The following is a 16,326-nucleotide window of genomic DNA, read 5'->3' on the forward strand; positions in this document are numbered from 1 at the left end:
CTATTCAGGATCGCTACCACCCGCTTCCATAAACCAGTTTCTTAAGTGAGTTCTGAGATCTTTAAGTTCATCCGGACCGATTAGTGCGAGTCCAAGATCCTGTGCTCTCGTAATATCATTATGTCGTAAAGGTCGGAAGCTCACCAACATTGCTCTTGCTTGTAAACCACCGAGCAAGTCTCTTAGAGACTCTAATTTATAGAGCGTATCATCGCCGTCATCCCGCATACCTTTTGTTTTACACTCAATAATATGCAGTTTGTTATTCACAACCGTCGCCACATCGAGTTCATTTCTGACTTCTCTTTCCCCTAGCTGGCGGTAAACCTGTACGTTGAGTGAACGGTCCTGAATAGTCGGAATATCGGTTTGCAGTTGCTTAACCGTGCTGTGCACCAATGTTTCTAGCCATTCACCATTAGAAAAGCGTCTTGCATCTTCGTTGGCAAAGGTGAGAATGCCTTTTTCGTAAGTTGCAATTTCAGCATTAACAAGATCGGTGATAAGCATATTGAGCTCGCGGTAACCCTGTTGTTTTTCTGAGAGTTCGACATCGAGTTTTTGCTCTTTCCGGCATGTTGTTGCGAGGTAGTTTAGTGTTGCAAGCCCTGGACCTAGCTCTAGCGCATTTCCGGCCCAGCGTTCACCGAGTTCATAAAGCGTCTTATCAAGGGCTGGAGCAATCTCCGGTTCTAAAAATTCACCCTTCGCTCCAAACATAGTCAGGTAATCGGAAATGGTGATTCTATCTTGTACTTGAGTATCTTGATAATGTTCTGGGAATAACCAACATAATCGGTCGCTATTAGGCTCTACAACGAAAATGGGCCACTCATAGCTACGAAATACTTCATAAACTGACAAGAGACGATGCCTTAAACCGCAACTTGCGTTTAAGCGTATTTTATCGCTGCTATGAACGAGTTTTTTTGCCAACTCATCGATAGAACGTTTGATGGACATGATATTTGAGCTGCAAGGTATTTCATGAAACTCTGTCGTGATATTTCGCTGATCGAGTACGCCTTTAATACGGTAAAATACAGGCTTTTGGGAAGCGTCGCCAATAAGAACAATGCTCGTAGCAGTACTTCGATGATCAAGTAATGGTGTTACCAAACGAACGGGATCTTGGTCAATGATACCAACATGAATGGTCATAGATTATCCTCAAATTTCGCTTGCAATAAAGGAGACAAGTAAAAGGTAGCAAGCTTCTCTAGATATAAAGTCACTATGTCCAAAAAACAAGAGCGATTTAAATAAATCCCACATTTTGCCCAATGTTTTACTTCAAATTTACAATGATTACACGAGGTTAGTAATAATTATAAAACGTAAGATATTTTGTCATTCATAAGTTGAATAACTATGTGGTTATTTATTCATCTATAAAGTCTCAATTTGGGGTATCTCGATATTTTTTAAGAGTTTTAGTTGAGCTTTTTATCGGCCTAGCGCATACTTTTGACGCTATAAGCACACGACATATGCTTTATTTCATCGTGTGTATAATCCATCCTGGAGGACGAGTTTCATGGCAGAAGAAACCATATTTAGTAAGATTATTCGAAAAGAGATACCAACTGATATTCTTTATCAGGATGAATTGGTCACCGCCTTTAGAGACATTAGCCCCAGAGCGCCATCACATATCCTTATTGTACCTAATAAGCTTATTCCTACCGTTAATGATGTCGAGGAACAAGACGAATTGGCACTTGGACGTCTATTCACTGTCGCGAGAAAGTTAGCTGCCGAAGAAGGGATAGCCGAAGATGGATATCGTCTAATTGTGAATTGTAATACTCATGGTGGTCAGGAAGTTTATCATATTCATATGCACCTTCTTGGTGGTAAACCTCTTGGTCCTCTTCTAATGGGTTAAGTGCTATAGATTTACAGCCTGGCGTTATTCTATGATATTTCGATAACGCTTAGGTTTAGACAATTTTTGGTATCAAATGACAAAAGCATCTAACTTATCTTTGGTTCGAGCCTTTTCTATTCTCCTCCTGTCGTTATTCTTATTCGGCTGTTCAACTTTTAGCGCCGGTAATTTCTTTAGTCACTATAGTGCTCAGAATGAAGAGATGCATCATGAATTGAGTTCTGGTGATTACAATGCAGCGCTTTCGAGTCTCGATGCAGACGGTGCTGGTGATATTCTCTCAAACTTTGAAAAAGGCAGACTAAATTTGTTGGCTGGAAACAGTAGTCAGAGTTTGTCTTTTTTTGATAAGAGCGATGCTGCGTTGAAAAAGCAGCAAGAAAAAGCACTGATTTCTTTGAGTGAAGGCGCTGAATCCGTTGGTGCGCTTGCAGTGAATGATAATTTGACGACGTATGAACCTACAGATTACGAAACGGGTTTTTTGCATCTTTATATGGCTCTTGATTATATAGAGCAGAATAAACTTTCAGATGCGATGGTCGAATTCCGCCGGGCAAATGCTGTCCAAGAGAAAGCAAAGAAAATACGCGAAGATACTTTAGATCAGGAAAAGGAAACTCTATCAGGTCAGGGGATTATCCCAAATGTTGCTAGCGTGCTCGCAAACTATCCGGGGAGCAGTTCGGTCCTTTCATCGGTCCAAAATGGTTATCTGTTTTTTCTATCTGGGCTGATGTATGAAGCAAATAAAGACATCAATGATGCCTATGTAGATTATCGCAGAGCATTGGCTGTTGAACCCAATAATCAGGTTATTTTAGATTCAGTCTATCGTTGTGCACATAAGCTAGGTATGAAAGATGATTTAGCGTTGCTCAATAAACGTTATAAAGATAGAGGTAGACAGCAGTTAAGAGACGACCAGTCTCGTATTATTATTATTCGTGAAAGTGGGGTAGTTGAAGCTATGCGTAGCTGGAAGCAATCTTTACCCATTTTTGACAGTCGTGGTCGTGCAGTCATCTATTCTCTTGCGTTGCCTTATTACCCAAGTAATTCTACCGAGGTTCCTTCAATCCCTCTAACGATTAACCAACAATCGATACACTTCGATGATCTCGTTGATGTTAATCAGATGGCTGCGTATGCACTAAAAGAGCGGATAGTGAAAACCATTTTCCGTCAGGTGATGAGACTGGTCTTAAAAGATCAAGTACGTCAGCAACTCGCTAAGGATAATCAATTAGCGAGTCTCATGGTTAGTGTATGGAATGCCCTGACAGAGCAGCCTGATACGAGAAGTTGGCAAACGTTGCCTGCTCGCGTTTCAGTTTCAGAAAAAATGGTTGCGCCAGGAGAACAGAAAATAAGTCTGGGTAATAAAAATTACGAATTTAATGTAGAAGGCGGGATAACCGTCTTTGTGTGGGTATCTCAACAAGGGCCAAACAGTGTCATTTGGCATAAACAATTAGGAAGGCTATGATGAAAAAGTCACTAATTTTTATTTTTATCAGTATGGTAATGCTGGCAGGGTGTGCTGGATCGAAATCATCGGGCCTGTCAGTTGATAGCGAGTATCAAAAAGTCTTATTCGGTGATAGTTCAATGTCTTCATATCTCCGCGTTGATGATATCTCGACTGAAGAAGTAAACGGCCACACCAGAGGCGTGGTTAAGCTCGAGAATTTGGATGACTATACCAGAACGCTAGAATATCGTTTTTCTTGGTATGACGATAATGGGTTAGAGGTGAATACCAAGCCCGGAGCTTGGAAGCAGGTTATTATTGGCGGTAAAGAGATGAGTTCTTTATCACAGGTATCTGTTTCGCCAAAAGGTAAAAATTTTAGACTTCAGGTAAGAGCTTCGCATTAGACCTGAAAGGAAGGAGTATAAAATGAAGAAGAGTGTAATTATTCTATTAGGCGTTGCTTCGGTCCTTTCGGGCTGTGCAAATACCGTATCATACGGTGATGCTCAATCTGTTGAAACCAAGACCGTTGACTTTGGTTCTACCGACCTCCAGAAAATCGCATCAGACATGGTGGATAGTATGATGATGTCTGGGTCTGTTGCTGCGATCACGCAAAATTCACGTCCAATCGTTTTTGTTGACGGTATAAAAAACAAAACTAGCGAACATATCGATACCGAGTCCATTACTGATACTATTAGTACAAAGATGCTGAATTCTGGGAAGTTCCGTTTTGTGGACATGGATAGAGTCGAAGACGTTAGGAAACAACTGCAATTCCAAAACAACGATGAACTAGTAGATAAAAGTAGTTCAATTCAGTTTGGTAAAATGGTTGGCGCTCAGTACATGTTGTACGGCAATCTATCGAGTATCGTGAAAGAGGCGGGACGAGATAAAGACGTATATTACAAGATGACGATGCGATTAATGGATTTAAAATCAGGTCTCATTGAATGGGCTGATGAGACAGAAATTCGTAAAGAACAGTCGAGAAGTTTTCTCGGGTTATAACGTAGCGTTTTATGGCAAAAATACCATGGGATGAAGCATGCGAATTTGATCCAACTCTCCTTGCTCTTGGGCGGGTTTTTGACGTAATCCCGCCCAATGTTGAAACGCTTACTGGAGGTCTTACAAATCGCTGTTGGAAGGTACATACCCATGATGGTCAAGAGTTTATCTGGAGACCAGTCACAAGCCTTACGCGTAAGTTAGCGATCTCTCGTCAGCAAGAGTATTTGATTCTGGGGGCTTTGCAAAAAAATGCTTGTTACTTTAGCCCCAAACCAATATCCCGTCAGCCTGAAGGCATACTTGTCGAATGGCTTTCGGGTGAGCCAGTCAAAACAGTGCAAGAAATGGATCTAGTCAGATTGTTGCACGACATTCATCATCAAGATCTTTTTCACTCACCAGTCTCTCAATTTAATTACACAGCTCGAGTAGACCATTATTGGTTAACGTTAGAATCAAATAATATTGATTTATCCCGCTATAAAGACCTCTATAACAAGTTAAGAGTTGCTCCTTCAGTTATCGCGTTAAAACCAACCTTATGTCATTTAGACCTAGGGAAACATAACCTTATTCGTAATCAAAAAGGCTTGTGTGCTATTGACTGGGAATACTCTACGCTAGCTGACCCTCGTTTAGATTTAGCGATGACCTTGTCGATGGAAGATTTTGATGTGGTTTCTTTTGTCGCACGCTACTGTCAGTTGGCTGGATACATCAATATTGATAATTGGATTGATGGAGTACAAGCGTGGATGCCAAGGGTCAATCTGATGGCTCTGTTATGGTATCTCGTTGCGTATCATCATGGGTGTGGCGAAGAGTATTTATCTTCGGCGGAGGAAATATTCAACCGACTGCAAGAGTAAGTAATATATCCTTTCTTTTTGTGGTAGATTAAAAGTATCAAAAACATGGAGTAGTCAAAATGATAATCTATCTACATGGATTTGACTCGACAAGCCCGGGTAACCATGAAAAAGTCATGCAACTGCAATTCATTGACGATGATGTCAGATTCATCAGTTATAGCACGTTACACCCTAAGCATGATATGCAGCACCTACTGAAAGAAGTGTCGAAACTCCTCGATTCGACTGACGATAAGCAGCCACTAATTTGTGGTGTTGGATTAGGTGGTTATTGGTCAGAAAGAATTGGATTTCTTTGTGGTATTAAGCAGGTCGTTTTTAATCCCAATCTTTTCCCTCATGAAAATATGCCTGGTTTGATTGACAGACCAGAGGAATATCTGGACATTTCAACTAAGTGCGTTGATAACTTTAGAGAAAAAAATAGTAAACGCTGTTTAGCGATTTTATCAAAACAAGATGAATTACTTGATATTCAGAGAATAGAGCAGGAATTATCTAACTATTACCCCATCATATGGGATGAGTCGCAGAGTCATAAATTTAAAAAAATTTCTCAACATCTAAAAGAAATTCAATCATTTAAAGAAAGTAATTAAGTATTTTATTTTATTAAATAAAAAGCAGCATTTAAGCTGCTTTTTTTTATCTTTAAGTCCACGTTTTTTTACATTTTTCGAATGAATCTTTAGTTGCATAGGGTATTAAGCTCTATATAATATCCGGAGAAATTAGACTTGATGTTAATCAAAAAAAATGAAAGTGAGAAGTGAACTCACTGTTGCATATAAATTGTTCACAAAGTCGCTTTAGATTGCTGCGTTAGAGCTGCAAATATCCTTAATTCTCCGTGAGCAAAAACGAATTCGAACGGTCTGGTGCTTTACCGGACCGAAATATTTTTACATTTTGTTGAGGGTTTTTTTGTGACTCGTATTGTAGTTGTTGGTGGTGGGGCTGGTGGTTTAGAGCTCGCAACCAAATTGGGACGAACTTTAGGTAGAAAACAACGCGCACATGTGACACTTGTGGATCGCAAGGCAAGTCATCTATGGAAACCATTGCTTCATGAAGTAGCAACTGGATCACTAGATGAGGGGGTTGACGGTCTGAGCTATAGAGCTCACGCGAAAAATCATAGCTTTGATTTTCAGATGGGGAGCCTGAAAGATATAGTTCGTGAACGTAAAGTGATTGTTCTAGATGACTTGAAGGACGAACACGATGAGCTTTTGGTTCCTAGCCGCGAAATTGAATACGATATTCTGGTTTTGGCGATCGGTTCAACATCAAACGATTTTAATACGCCAGGGGTGAAAGAAAACTGTATCTTCCTTGATAGTCCAGAACAAGCACATCGTTTCCGTACAGAAATGAATAATGAGTTTCTTAAACTTCATGCTCGTCGCGGAGAAGGCACGGTAGATATTGCGATTGTCGGTGCAGGTGCAACAGGCGTAGAACTTTCAGCTGAGTTACACAATGCCCTACAGCAATTACAAAATTATGGTTTTGGGGATCTCGATTCAAGTAAACTCAATGTTAACCTTGTCGAAGCCGGTGAACGCATTCTTCCTGCGCTACCTCCACGTATTTCAGGATTAGCGCATTCTGAATTGTCTAAGCTTGGTGTGAACGTTCGTACTTCAACAATGGTTACCAAAGCTGAACCTGATGGTTTGACGACAAAAGACGGTGAAAAAATTCCTGCTCAAATTATGGTTTGGGCTGCGGGGATCAAGGCTCCGGACTTTATGAAAGATATCGGTGGTTTGGAAACAAACAGAATTAACCAAATTGTAGTTAAAGATACGCTACAGTCTACGGTCGACGATAATATCTTCGTTATTGGTGACCTTGCGCAATGTACTCAGCCTAACGGTAAATTTGTTCCACCTCGAGCTCAGTCTGCACACCAAATGGCGTCAAATACGTTTAAGAATATTATTGCCATGCTTAACGAACGTTCATTGAAGCCATATGTCTACAAGGATCATGGCTCACTAGTATCGCTGAGTCGCTTCTCTACTGTAGGAAGTTTAATGGGGAACCTGACTCGCGGATCAATGATGGTAGAAGGCCGAATTGCAAGAGTGGTTTATATCTCTCTTTATAGGATGCATCTCATTGCTATTCACGGATATTTTAAAACCGGTCTTATGATGTTAGTCGGTCGGATAAACCGAGTCCTTAAACCAAAACTCAAATTACACTAAGAAAAAAGCGCCTTTAAGGCGCTTTTTTTAATAGGCTTTTCTGACCTGAATAATCATTCCCATTAGCGGATGATCAAAGTAGTGAATCTCTCCACTGCGCATTCGTCGTTTCTGATTCATTCGATAAGGTTTGAGAAATGTTTGAGTTTCTACTTCTGGGGTGACATTTTGCAAATTTCCAAGTCTTACTATGCTATCGCCAGTACTATTATTGGTATCTTGCGGCTCGATAGCTGAAACGCTTCTTAGTGCCACTTCCCGTTTGCTAGGCTCTTTCAAGTCCATCTCAACATCAGCATAGAGGTAATGCTGCACATAAACCTGCAATTTACCGTCAAGTTCATACAACGCTGAAGGAACGCTATTCTCTGTGACGCCAGAAATCGGAGTAGCATCATTATCACTGCCGACTGGTGTACCATTATGATTAAACTGACCTGAGAAATCGCGTCCAGCTAAAATGTGAAAAACTGGTGCACTATATTTACTTTGGTCACCTTGTCGCCAAGCTGTATGCATTAAAACACGATAGCCTGCGTGGTTACGCAGTCTCTGTTCTGCTTCATTCAGTCGATAGGAAGAGTGGGGTAGTAAGGTTACTCCTTTTCTTTCCATATAAGCTTGCGAACCAAGACTTCCTACACCATCGAGCGAGATAGCAGGTAAATTGTTAGGCCAGGACTCTTGGGTCTGTTCAGCGTTTACATTGCGTTTAAAGATAATGACTTCTACATCAAATTGACGTGCCATTGCTGGCATCGCAAACATGAGCATAAGAAGTGGGACCAGTCGTTTCATTATTGCTCCATACATGGTCTTGTTATTATGGTTGGCAGCTTATGCTGCCAACCGGTTGTTTTGAAATTCTTTCAGGATATTGCTGACGAATTCTATCCGTTCTGCGCTGTCTGACAAAGGAATACTGAACTTAAATTTTGTCGGTCCTTCCAATGCAAATTGCTTCGGTTGAGATTGTAATAGTTTAACTAAATATCCGGGGTCTATGTCAGCATTTGGATAGAACTCAATGTATCCACCCTTTTGATGAGCTTCGACTTTCTTAATCTTCATCTCAGCCGCATTCAACTTAAGTTTAGTCACTGACAGTAGGTTTAATGCGGCATCAGGTAGCTTGCCGAATCGATCAATTATTTCACTTTTGAGGTCATTTAATTCATCAACGGAATCGACACTTGCGATCTGTTTGTACATTGAAAGGCGCGTGTTGATATCGGGTATAAAGTCATTGGGGAGGAGCGCTGGTAAACGCAGTTCGACTTCTGTCTGCTCTCGTAACAAGTCGTCCAATGCTGGTTCTTTGCCTGATTTGAGTGCTTCAACTGCCTGTTCAAGCATTTCCATGTAGAGTGTAAAGCCGACAGATTGAATTTGACCACTCTGCTCGTCTCCCAGGAGCTCTCCTGCTCCACGAATCTCAAGGTCATGTGTTGCCAACGTAAATCCAGCCCCTAAATCCTCTAGCGAAGCCAATGCTTCAAGACGTTTTACGGCGTCTTTTGTTAATGCTTTAGGTGGTGGCGTCAGAAGGTACGCATAAGCTTGGTGATGAGAGCGTCCGACACGACCTCTGAGCTGATGTAGTTGAGCAAGGCCGAACTTATCAGCGCGATCGATAATCATCGTATTTGCCGTCGGCACATCGATCCCTGTTTCGATAATAGTGGTACAAACTAAAAGGTTAAATCGTTGATGATAAAAATCATTCATAATTCGTTCTAGTTCGCGCTCTCTCATTTGTCCGTGGGCTACTGTAATTCGCGCCTCCGGAACAAGCTCTTGTAACTGCGAGGCGACTTTTTCAATCGTTTCTACTTGGTTATGGAGATAGTAAACCTGACCGCCACGCATGATTTCACGTAATATCGCTTCTCTGGTTGCGTTATTATCATGTGGGCGAACGAAGGTTTTTACAGCTAAACGGCGAGCCGGAGGCGTCGCGATGATAGATAGATCTCGCATACCACTCATTGCCATATTGAGTGTGCGGGGTATAGGAGTTGCCGTTAGTGTAAGAATATCTACGTCAGCGCGCATTGCTTTGACTTTTTCTTTCTGTCTTACACCAAAGCGATGTTCTTCATCAACGATTAGAAGACCGAGGTCTTTAAACTGGATGTCACTGGATAAAAGCTTGTGCGTGCCTACAAGGATATCCACTTTGCCATCGGCGACATCCTGAATAATCGCTTTTTGTTCTTTTGCGGTTTTGAATCGAGATAAAACTTCGACTCGTATAGGTAAGTTTGCGAAGCGATCGCGAAAATTTTCAAAATGCTGCTGAGCGAGTAACGTTGTGGGAACTAAGACCGCAACTTGCTTGCTATTGTCTGTACAGACAAATGCGGCTCTCATTGCCACTTCAGTTTTACCAAAACCCACATCGCCACAAACCAGACGATCCATCGCTTTAGGTTGACACATATCCGATAACACAGCATTAATGGCCATTGCTTGATCATCGGTTTCCTCAAACGGAAAGTTTGCACGAAACGTACTGTATTGCTCGCGGTCAAGGTGGAATTTATAGCCGGGTTTGAGCTCACGCTTGGCATAAACATCCAGTAGTTCAGCTGCAACATCTCGAACTTTCTCAGCTGCTTTTCTACGTGCTTTACTCCATGAGTCAGCTCCAAGCTTGTGAATCGGGGCATTTTCTTCTGCCCCACCAGAATATCGGCTGATCAGGTTTAAAGAGGCTACTGGGACATACAGTTTCGCCTCGTTCTGGTACTCAAGAGTAACATATTCAGTCGTTATGCCACCTGCCTCTAGCGTCTGTAGACCAATGTAACGACCGATACCATGGTCAATATGGACAACGGGTTGGCCGGGCTTTAATTCTGCAAGGTTGCGAATAACGGCGTCACTATTGATTGATTTTTTATCTTTGCGACGTCTCTGTACTACTCTGTCGCCAAGAATATCGCCCTCACAAACGAAAGCTGTTTTCCCATCAGGGAAAATAAACCCTTTTTCGGCCTGACCAATAATTAAAGTAAACTTTAGTTTTTTCGATTCAGCTTCATCAAGGCTATTCGCTTCTGTGAGTTTGATTTTTAATGGGGCTAATAACTCTTTTAACGCTTCTCGTCGTCCTTCCGACTCAACAGAAAAAACAATATTACCTGTAAATGACTCACAGAAGCGACGAAGATCAGCCAGAGGCTCTTTTGTGCTGTGTTTCGCCTTTATATCGGGCAGCGAAGCGATGGATAGGTTGATGCGACCTGACTTTTCTTCGATTTCATCACGGAAGAAGAAAGTCTGCGGGTACTGATTTACTTGGCTAAAAAACTGATCCTTTTTTAGCCATAATTCATTTGGAGGTAAGAGTGGTCGTAAAGGGTCCACTTTACGTTGCTCATAACGTGCATCAACATCACTCAGGAAACCGTCAATCGCTGGCTCTACGTCACCAATAACCACAACGCGAGTTTCATCTGGTAGGTAGTCAAATAGCGTTTCAGTTTCATCAAAAAACAGAGGCTGCCAGTATTCTATCCCTGCGGGCCATGTGCCTTTCGAAACTTGCATATAGACGGATTCAGGTTCTCGTCTTGCTTCGAAACGTTGGCGCCAGCGAGAGCGAAATTCCTCAATAGCAGATTCTGAGGTGGGAAATTCGTGAGCTGGTAAGAGTCTAATCGTAGAAATTTCTTCTATCGAACGTTGATTTTCTGGATCAAATGTACGGATAGTATCAATTTCATCGTCAAAGAAATCGATTCGATAGGGAAGTTGGCTGCCCATAGGAAAGAGATCAAGTATGGAACCACGACTTGCGTATTCGCCTGGCCCAAAAACTTGGTCTACATGTCGATATCCAGACAGTTCTAGCTGTGTGCGAAGCTTATCTAATGAAAACAGATCGCCTGCTTTAACCATTAGCGTGTGCTGCAGCAGATAACTTCTAGGTGATTGTCTTTGCAATAACGTACTAATCGGGGCGATAGTGATACCGTTATTTAGCGTTGGAAGTTGGTACAAGCGAGAAATTCGGTCGGAAATGATTTCCTGATGAGGTGAAAAACTATCGTATGGGAGCGTTTCCCAGTCCGGGAACAAATTAACGTCACTTTGGGAGAACTGCTTCACTTCATTTTGTAAGCGCACAGCACTTTGTGAGTCCGGGACAATGACCAAAGTATGTTTTTGTGATGAGTTGGCGACGTTTGCAACAGCAAGAGACAAACTTGCACCAATTAACCCACCATTCATTTTTTTGTCGCCGGATTTATCCGCCGCTAAGAAAGGTAAAGATCGATTCTTGTTCATATTAGTGTGGCGATACTCTTATTTATTTCTGTCTATTGAACGTTGGCGTAATAGTTTCTGTTGTTGAAAAAGTGCGGCTTTGATGAGTAAGTCTTGATCACTTTCTCTTAATAGGTCGTATTTTACCGTTGTCTGGTATGCATGACTGTCACTCGCTATCTCTGCAACGTGTCCGTATAGGTAGATTGCAGCTGCAGGATGTTCCAGAAAGAGTTTAACTCGTAAAGGCGAATTCACTTCGAACGGGTCTTTGCTAATAAAGGTAAATTGACTTGCGCCAAAAGAGAGGGTTGTATAGCGCGACTCATCTTCTCCCTCTTGAGTTAACATGTAATTCAGAAGTAGGTTTAATTTGTTGTTTTGAGCTTCGAGTAACTGCAAAACATGTTTAAACTCACTGTCTTTTAATTCTTGTCGAGCCAGATCACCTAACGAATCTAGCTGGCTGAATTCGTTTGCTACTAAAAAGGGTGTTGGGATCTCTGCCTCGAAAATAGCCTGTTCAGGTAACGTGAAGTCATGCTGCAAGGCTTCGATATTTACTTTAAGAGCATGATGTACTGTAAAATATTCTTGATCGACCATGAGTGTTATCCTGTAGGCTTTTTAGTGATTATCAATAAAAAGTATAACTTATCAAGGTATCTCTAAGAATTTACAAGGATTTGCCAAATTAAAGCTACAACCTGCTAGATTTAACCGTTAAAGTACAGGTCACATAATTAAAGCTGTTTAGAAACATGTATCATCCACTATCTATTTTTATCGGGTTGAGATACCTCAAAGGGCAATCCACTGACAAGTTCAGTCGGTTCGTTTCTTACATGTCGACTGCTGGAATCACGATTGGTGTGCTCTCATTGATAACAGTACTTTCTGTTATGAATGGGTTTGAAGCCCAGCTCAAACAAAGAATCCTTGGTGTTTTGCCTCAGGCTGTTGTCACTCAAGTTGACGGTAAAACTGATCTTTCCAAATCTCTTCCAGAGCAGTATGCAAAATGGTCAGTTGCAAAGCAGCCTACACCGATAGTGCGCGGTGAAGCGGTAATTCAAAGTCCGGAAGAACTCTCTGCTGGGTATATGTTAGGTGTTGACCCAAAAAAAGATGATTCGGTTCAGCAATATATGATAGCAGGTTCGCTGAAAAATCTTGAGGCAGGAAAGTATCGGGTTGTGTTGGGGTATCGTTTGGCTCGGCAACTCAATGTTTCCGTTGGCGATACTGTTCGACTTATTGTGACTGATGCCAGCGTTTTCACCCCACTTGGACGCATCCCTAGTCAACGTAATTTTGAAATAGCTGGTCTGTTTAATACGGGTTCTGATGTTGATGCGCAGATTATGTATGTCAATATGAGTGACGCCCAAAAGCTACTGCGTCTGAAAGAGAACCAAGTGTCAGGCTGGCGTCTGTATTTTCATGACCCTTTTGACATCTCATCATATTCGAATCAACAGCAACCCGATGGTTGGCATTGGACCGATTGGCGAGATCAGCGTGGAGAATTATTCCAAGCAGTTAGTATGGAGAAAAATATGATGGGGCTGATGTTGGGGCTGATTATTGCTATCGCAGCCTTCAATATCATATCTGCGCTTATCATGGTCGTAATGGAAAAGCAGTCTGAAGTCGCTATTTTAAAAACTCAGGGTATGACGAACTATCAGATTCAATCGATTTTTATGGTTCAGGGTGCAAGCAGTGGTGTTGTCGGCGCGATTGTTGGTGGTCTGCTAGGAGTGATTGTAGCCCTGAATCTTAACCCTATTTTAATGTTTGTTGGTGCTGATTTACTGAGTTTTGGCGGTGAATTACCCATATTGGTGAATCCAGTTCAGATCTTTGTGGTTGAAGTTTTGACCATTTTATTAAGTGTTGTCGCCACATTGTACCCATCTTATCGAGCATCCACAGTTAAACCTGCAGAGGCATTACGTTATGAGTAGTCGTTACCTTCTAAACTGTAATAACTTAGTTAAAAACTATCAGGAAGGCAGCCTGACAACGAGTGTATTGAAAGGCGTTAACTTTTCGCTCGATGAAAGAGAGCTCGTTTCAATTGTCGGTAGTTCTGGATCGGGTAAAAGTACGCTATTGCATATATTGGGTGCGCTGGATACCCCAACATCAGGCGATGTGTTTTTGATGGGGAAATCATTAACCGAGATGAAATCTGGTCAGCAGGCTAAATTGAGAAATGAACACATCGGTTTTATCTATCAGTTTCACCATTTGCTTACTGATTTTTCCGCCATAGAAAATGTAGCGATGCCTATGATGATTGCGGGCAAAAAACCGAAAGAGGCCCAGTCTAAAGCGAAAGAGTTACTTGAACTCGTTGGGTTAACTCACCGTGGAGAGCATCGTCCTAGTGAGTTATCTGGAGGTGAAAGACAAAGGGTTGCTATCGCTCGCTCTATCATTAATAACCCGAAAGTTGTTTTGGCTGACGAGCCGACTGGTAATCTTGATCATAAAACAGCGCTAGCGATTTATGACCTCATGCGCGATCTCAACCGAAATTCTGGAACAGCATTCTTAATTGTTACGCATGATAACGAACTTGCAGATAAGATGGATCGTAAAGTCTTAATGCAAGATGGCGAATTGGCTTAGGAGGTCATGATGTTTGATTCGCTAGCGTTAACTATTGGTCGTCGCTTTAGCCGATCTCGGAAGCGCAATAAGCTCGTTTCCTTTATCTCAATTTCTTCTACTCTAGGTATTGCCTTTGGCGTTGCAGTTATCATTATTGGCTTATCTGCAATGAATGGCTTTCAATCCGAATTAGAAAAAAGAGTTCTTGCTGTCATCCCTCATGGAGAGTTTGAAGGTGTAAAAGGGCCTATTCAACAATGGCAGCCCATAATTGATTTAGCTGCAAAAGATTCTCATGTTGTTGCGAGTGCGCCCTACGTTAGATTTACTGGTTTGGCTGAAAAAGCAGATAAACTGAAAGCGATCGAAGTCAGGGGGGTCGATTTAGAAAAAAGCGAATCGGTCTCTGACTTATATAAATTTGTTGCCGGTAATGATTGGAAAAATCTTCAGCCCGGTAAGAACTCTATCATTATTGGTAAAGGTGTTGCGGATAAGTTAGGCATCAATGTTGGTGATTTTATGACATTGATGATTCCGCAAGACAATGAGTCGGGGAAGTTGCAGTCTCCGCGCAGAGTTCGTCTAAAAGTAGTTGGATTATTAGTATTAAGTGGGCAAATCGACCACAATATGGCGATATTACCTTTGTCTGATGCTCAGGCCTATACCCGGATAGGTGCAGCGGTCACCGGTGTAGAGTTGAAGGTTGATAATGTATTTAATGCCTCTTCTATTGTTAGAGATCTCGGTAATCGCCTAGAAACATATGTTTATCTAAAAAACTGGCAGCAGCAATACGGCTATCTATATCACGATATTCAAATGGTTAGGACTATTTTGTATTTAGTTATGTTTTTAGTCATCGGTGTCGCATCTTTTAATATCGTTTCGACTCTTATGATGGCCGTCAAAGATCGTTCTTCTGAGATAGCGATTTTACGTACGATGGGAGCCAGCGACATGTTGATTAAAAAGATTTTTGTCTGGCAGGGAGTCATGTCTGGGGCAATTGGTTCGATTGCCGGAGCGACCATTGGCGTTGTCGTTGCACTTAACTTAACAACGATTATTCGTGGCGTAGAGTTTATTGTTGGACATAAGTTCTTATCTGGTGATATTTACTTCGTTGACTTTTTGCCATCCGAAGTTCATTTAGTCGATATTTCAGTTGTCTCTGGCACTGCGATTTTACTGAGTATTCTGGCCACACTGTATCCTGCGTCCAAAGCAAGCCAACTCAATCCTGCGAGAGTGTTATCTAGTAAGTAACCATCGCTTCTTAAAACCTCATTAAAAAAGCCTTAGACTTTGCGATCTAAGGCTCTTCTCTACTGAAATATCTTATTGCTTGCATATTTTTGTTCTTGTTCGGTCGAAGTCGCAAATGCACTTCACGACTGAAACTCGACTTGCTCTTATCCTATCCATCATTTCTAGCGTAATTGACGTTTCTGCCAGCTTCTCACAACAGAGTAACGCCAAAGCCCATGAATACCAAAGTACCCGATAATCGCGCATACAGCACCACAAATCATACATCCAACAAAGAGTGGAATCGCAATTGTCGACATTTGATCACAAAGAAACTGCCAAGTGAGTTCAAAGTGAAAGTGGACCGGGGGCTCATTGAGAACCCAAGCCCCGAGCTTATATGCGAAGTAAAAAAGAACGGGCATCGTTATTGGGTTACTTACCCAAACTAAAGCGATAGATAAAGGTAAGTTCACTCCGCACAGAACGGCCATTCCTGCAGCCATGATCATCTGGCTAGGTAATGGAACAAAAGCAATAAACAGACCGATAGCGAATGCGCCCGCTGCGGAACGCCGATTTAAGCACCACAGATTTGGGTTATATAAAAGGCTGCCAAAAACCCTGAGAGCTTTTTGCTTTTTAATCAACTCACGATCTGGCATGAAACGTTTAATAAATTTTCTAGGCATCTGAAAT

15 protein-coding genes are annotated in these 16,326 nt (G+C 41.7%); 10 read left to right on the top strand and 5 right to left on the bottom strand.

The annotated features are described in order from the left end of the window. Nucleotides 1–1,161, bottom strand: a complete 1,161-nt coding sequence (locus EES38_RS08260) for a DUF1887 family protein (protein WP_124936712.1) — start codon at nt 1,159–1,161, stop codon at nt 1–3. A 376-nt stretch (nt 1,162–1,537) separates the two neighbouring features. Between EES38_RS08260 and hinT the strand changes: the two genes are divergently transcribed. The 7 genes from hinT (at nt 1,538) to EES38_RS08295 (ending at nt 7,476) form a co-directional block, all read left to right on the top strand. Then, nucleotides 1,538–1,888, top strand: a complete 351-nt coding sequence (hinT, locus tag EES38_RS08265; RefSeq protein ID WP_124936713.1) for a purine nucleoside phosphoramidase — start codon at nt 1,538–1,540, stop codon at nt 1,886–1,888. Between the two features lie 76 nt (nt 1,889–1,964). Next, complete coding sequence (locus EES38_RS08270; RefSeq protein WP_124936714.1) at nt 1,965–3,380, top strand: COG3014 family protein; 1,416 nt, start codon at nt 1,965–1,967, stop codon at nt 3,378–3,380. After that, a complete protein-coding gene (locus tag EES38_RS08275; RefSeq protein WP_243694170.1) occupies nt 3,377–3,772 on the top strand; it encodes a YcfL family putative periplasmic lipoprotein in 396 nt (131 codons plus the stop codon). Before EES38_RS08270 ends, EES38_RS08275 begins: the two co-directional genes overlap by 4 nt. Nucleotides 3,773–3,794: 22 nt before the next feature. Next, entirely contained in the window at nt 3,795–4,385 is a 591-nt protein-coding gene (gene lpoB / locus EES38_RS08280) for a penicillin-binding protein activator LpoB (RefSeq protein ID WP_124936715.1), read from the top strand. A gap of 11 nt (nt 4,386–4,396) precedes the next feature. Further along, nucleotides 4,397–5,257 (top strand): phosphotransferase, encoded by an 861-nt coding sequence (locus EES38_RS08285; protein ID WP_124936716.1) that lies wholly within the window; start codon nt 4,397–4,399, stop codon nt 5,255–5,257. A 59-nt stretch (nt 5,258–5,316) separates the two neighbouring features. Further along, the gene (gene ycfP, locus EES38_RS08290; protein ID WP_124936717.1) at nt 5,317–5,859 is read left to right on the top strand and encodes an alpha/beta hydrolase YcfP; all 543 of its coding nucleotides are present in this window, start codon (nt 5,317–5,319) and stop codon (nt 5,857–5,859) included. A 327-nt stretch (nt 5,860–6,186) separates the two neighbouring features. Further along, nucleotides 6,187–7,476 carry an NAD(P)/FAD-dependent oxidoreductase gene (locus tag EES38_RS08295; RefSeq protein WP_124936718.1) on the top strand — a complete coding sequence of 430 codons (1,290 nt, stop codon included), beginning with the start codon at nt 6,187–6,189 and terminating at the stop codon, nt 7,474–7,476. Between the two features lie 27 nt (nt 7,477–7,503). Here EES38_RS08295 and EES38_RS08300 read toward each other — a convergent pair whose 3' ends face one another. The 3 genes from EES38_RS08300 to EES38_RS08310 are packed head-to-tail and all read right to left on the bottom strand — an operon-like array spanning nt 7,504 to nt 12,357. Continuing rightward, on the bottom strand, nt 7,504–8,274 hold the full coding sequence (locus EES38_RS08300; protein WP_124936719.1) for a peptidoglycan binding protein CsiV: 771 nt from the start codon (nt 8,272–8,274) through the stop codon (nt 7,504–7,506). A 39-nt stretch (nt 8,275–8,313) separates the two neighbouring features. Continuing rightward, complete coding sequence (mfd, locus tag EES38_RS08305; RefSeq protein WP_124936720.1) at nt 8,314–11,772, bottom strand: transcription-repair coupling factor; 3,459 nt, start codon at nt 11,770–11,772, stop codon at nt 8,314–8,316. A gap of 18 nt (nt 11,773–11,790) precedes the next feature. Further along, nucleotides 11,791–12,357: a PilZ domain-containing protein gene (locus EES38_RS08310; protein WP_124936721.1), complete on the bottom strand. Its 567-nt coding sequence runs from the start codon at nt 12,355–12,357 to the stop codon at nt 11,791–11,793. Between the two features lie 155 nt (nt 12,358–12,512). On the opposite strand from EES38_RS08310, the gene lolC reads away from it, so the two are divergent. From lolC to lolE, 3 genes are read left to right on the top strand one after another with little or no spacing between them, the layout of a single operon-like run. After that, nucleotides 12,513–13,721: a lipoprotein-releasing ABC transporter permease subunit LolC gene (lolC, locus tag EES38_RS08315; RefSeq protein ID WP_124936722.1), complete on the top strand. Its 1,209-nt coding sequence runs from the start codon at nt 12,513–12,515 to the stop codon at nt 13,719–13,721. Then, nucleotides 13,714–14,391 (top strand): lipoprotein-releasing ABC transporter ATP-binding protein LolD, encoded by a 678-nt coding sequence (gene lolD / locus EES38_RS08320; protein ID WP_124936723.1) that lies wholly within the window; start codon nt 13,714–13,716, stop codon nt 14,389–14,391. The genes lolC and lolD overlap by 8 nt, the downstream gene beginning before the upstream one ends. Nucleotides 14,392–14,400: 9 nt before the next feature. Continuing rightward, nucleotides 14,401–15,645, top strand: a complete 1,245-nt coding sequence (gene lolE, locus EES38_RS08325; RefSeq protein WP_124937185.1) for a lipoprotein-releasing ABC transporter permease subunit LolE — start codon at nt 14,401–14,403, stop codon at nt 15,643–15,645. 164 nt (nt 15,646–15,809) lie between these two features. On the opposite strand, the gene EES38_RS08330 is transcribed toward lolE, so the two are convergent. Next, nucleotides 15,810–16,319, bottom strand: a complete 510-nt coding sequence (locus EES38_RS08330) for a DUF2062 domain-containing protein (RefSeq protein WP_124936724.1) — start codon at nt 16,317–16,319, stop codon at nt 15,810–15,812. Nucleotides 16,320–16,326 lie beyond the last annotated feature (7 nt).

The organism is Vibrio viridaestus, assembly GCF_003856525.1.
GTDB lineage: Bacteria > Pseudomonadota > Gammaproteobacteria > Enterobacterales > Vibrionaceae > Vibrio > Vibrio viridaestus.

What these genes read in the sequence shown, in the direction of transcription:
- EES38_RS08275 (WP_243694170.1), top strand. Translation starts at nt 3,377, where the DNA reads ATGATGAAAAAGTCACTAATTTTTATTTTTATCAGTATGGTAATGCTG.
- mfd (WP_124936720.1), bottom strand. Translation starts at nt 11,772, where the DNA reads ATGAACAAGAATCGATCTTTACCTTTCTTAGCGGCGGATAAATCCGGC.
- EES38_RS08330 (WP_124936724.1), bottom strand. Translation starts at nt 16,319, where the DNA reads ATGCCTAGAAAATTTATTAAACGTTTCATGCCAGATCGTGAGTTGATT.
- EES38_RS08310 (WP_124936721.1), bottom strand. Translation starts at nt 12,357, where the DNA reads ATGGTCGATCAAGAATATTTTACAGTACATCATGCTCTTAAAGTAAAT.
- lolC (WP_124936722.1), top strand. Translation starts at nt 12,513, where the DNA reads ATGTATCATCCACTATCTATTTTTATCGGGTTGAGATACCTCAAAGGG.
- EES38_RS08270 (WP_124936714.1), top strand. Translation starts at nt 1,965, where the DNA reads ATGACAAAAGCATCTAACTTATCTTTGGTTCGAGCCTTTTCTATTCTC.
- EES38_RS08300 (WP_124936719.1), bottom strand. Translation starts at nt 8,274, where the DNA reads ATGAAACGACTGGTCCCACTTCTTATGCTCATGTTTGCGATGCCAGCA.
- EES38_RS08285 (WP_124936716.1), top strand. Translation starts at nt 4,397, where the DNA reads ATGGCAAAAATACCATGGGATGAAGCATGCGAATTTGATCCAACTCTC.
- EES38_RS08260 (WP_124936712.1), bottom strand. Translation starts at nt 1,161, where the DNA reads ATGACCATTCATGTTGGTATCATTGACCAAGATCCCGTTCGTTTGGTA.
- ycfP (WP_124936717.1), top strand. Translation starts at nt 5,317, where the DNA reads ATGATAATCTATCTACATGGATTTGACTCGACAAGCCCGGGTAACCAT.
- lolE (WP_124937185.1), top strand. Translation starts at nt 14,401, where the DNA reads ATGTTTGATTCGCTAGCGTTAACTATTGGTCGTCGCTTTAGCCGATCT.
- hinT (WP_124936713.1), top strand. Translation starts at nt 1,538, where the DNA reads ATGGCAGAAGAAACCATATTTAGTAAGATTATTCGAAAAGAGATACCA.
- lpoB (WP_124936715.1), top strand. Translation starts at nt 3,795, where the DNA reads ATGAAGAAGAGTGTAATTATTCTATTAGGCGTTGCTTCGGTCCTTTCG.
- lolD (WP_124936723.1), top strand. Translation starts at nt 13,714, where the DNA reads ATGAGTAGTCGTTACCTTCTAAACTGTAATAACTTAGTTAAAAACTAT.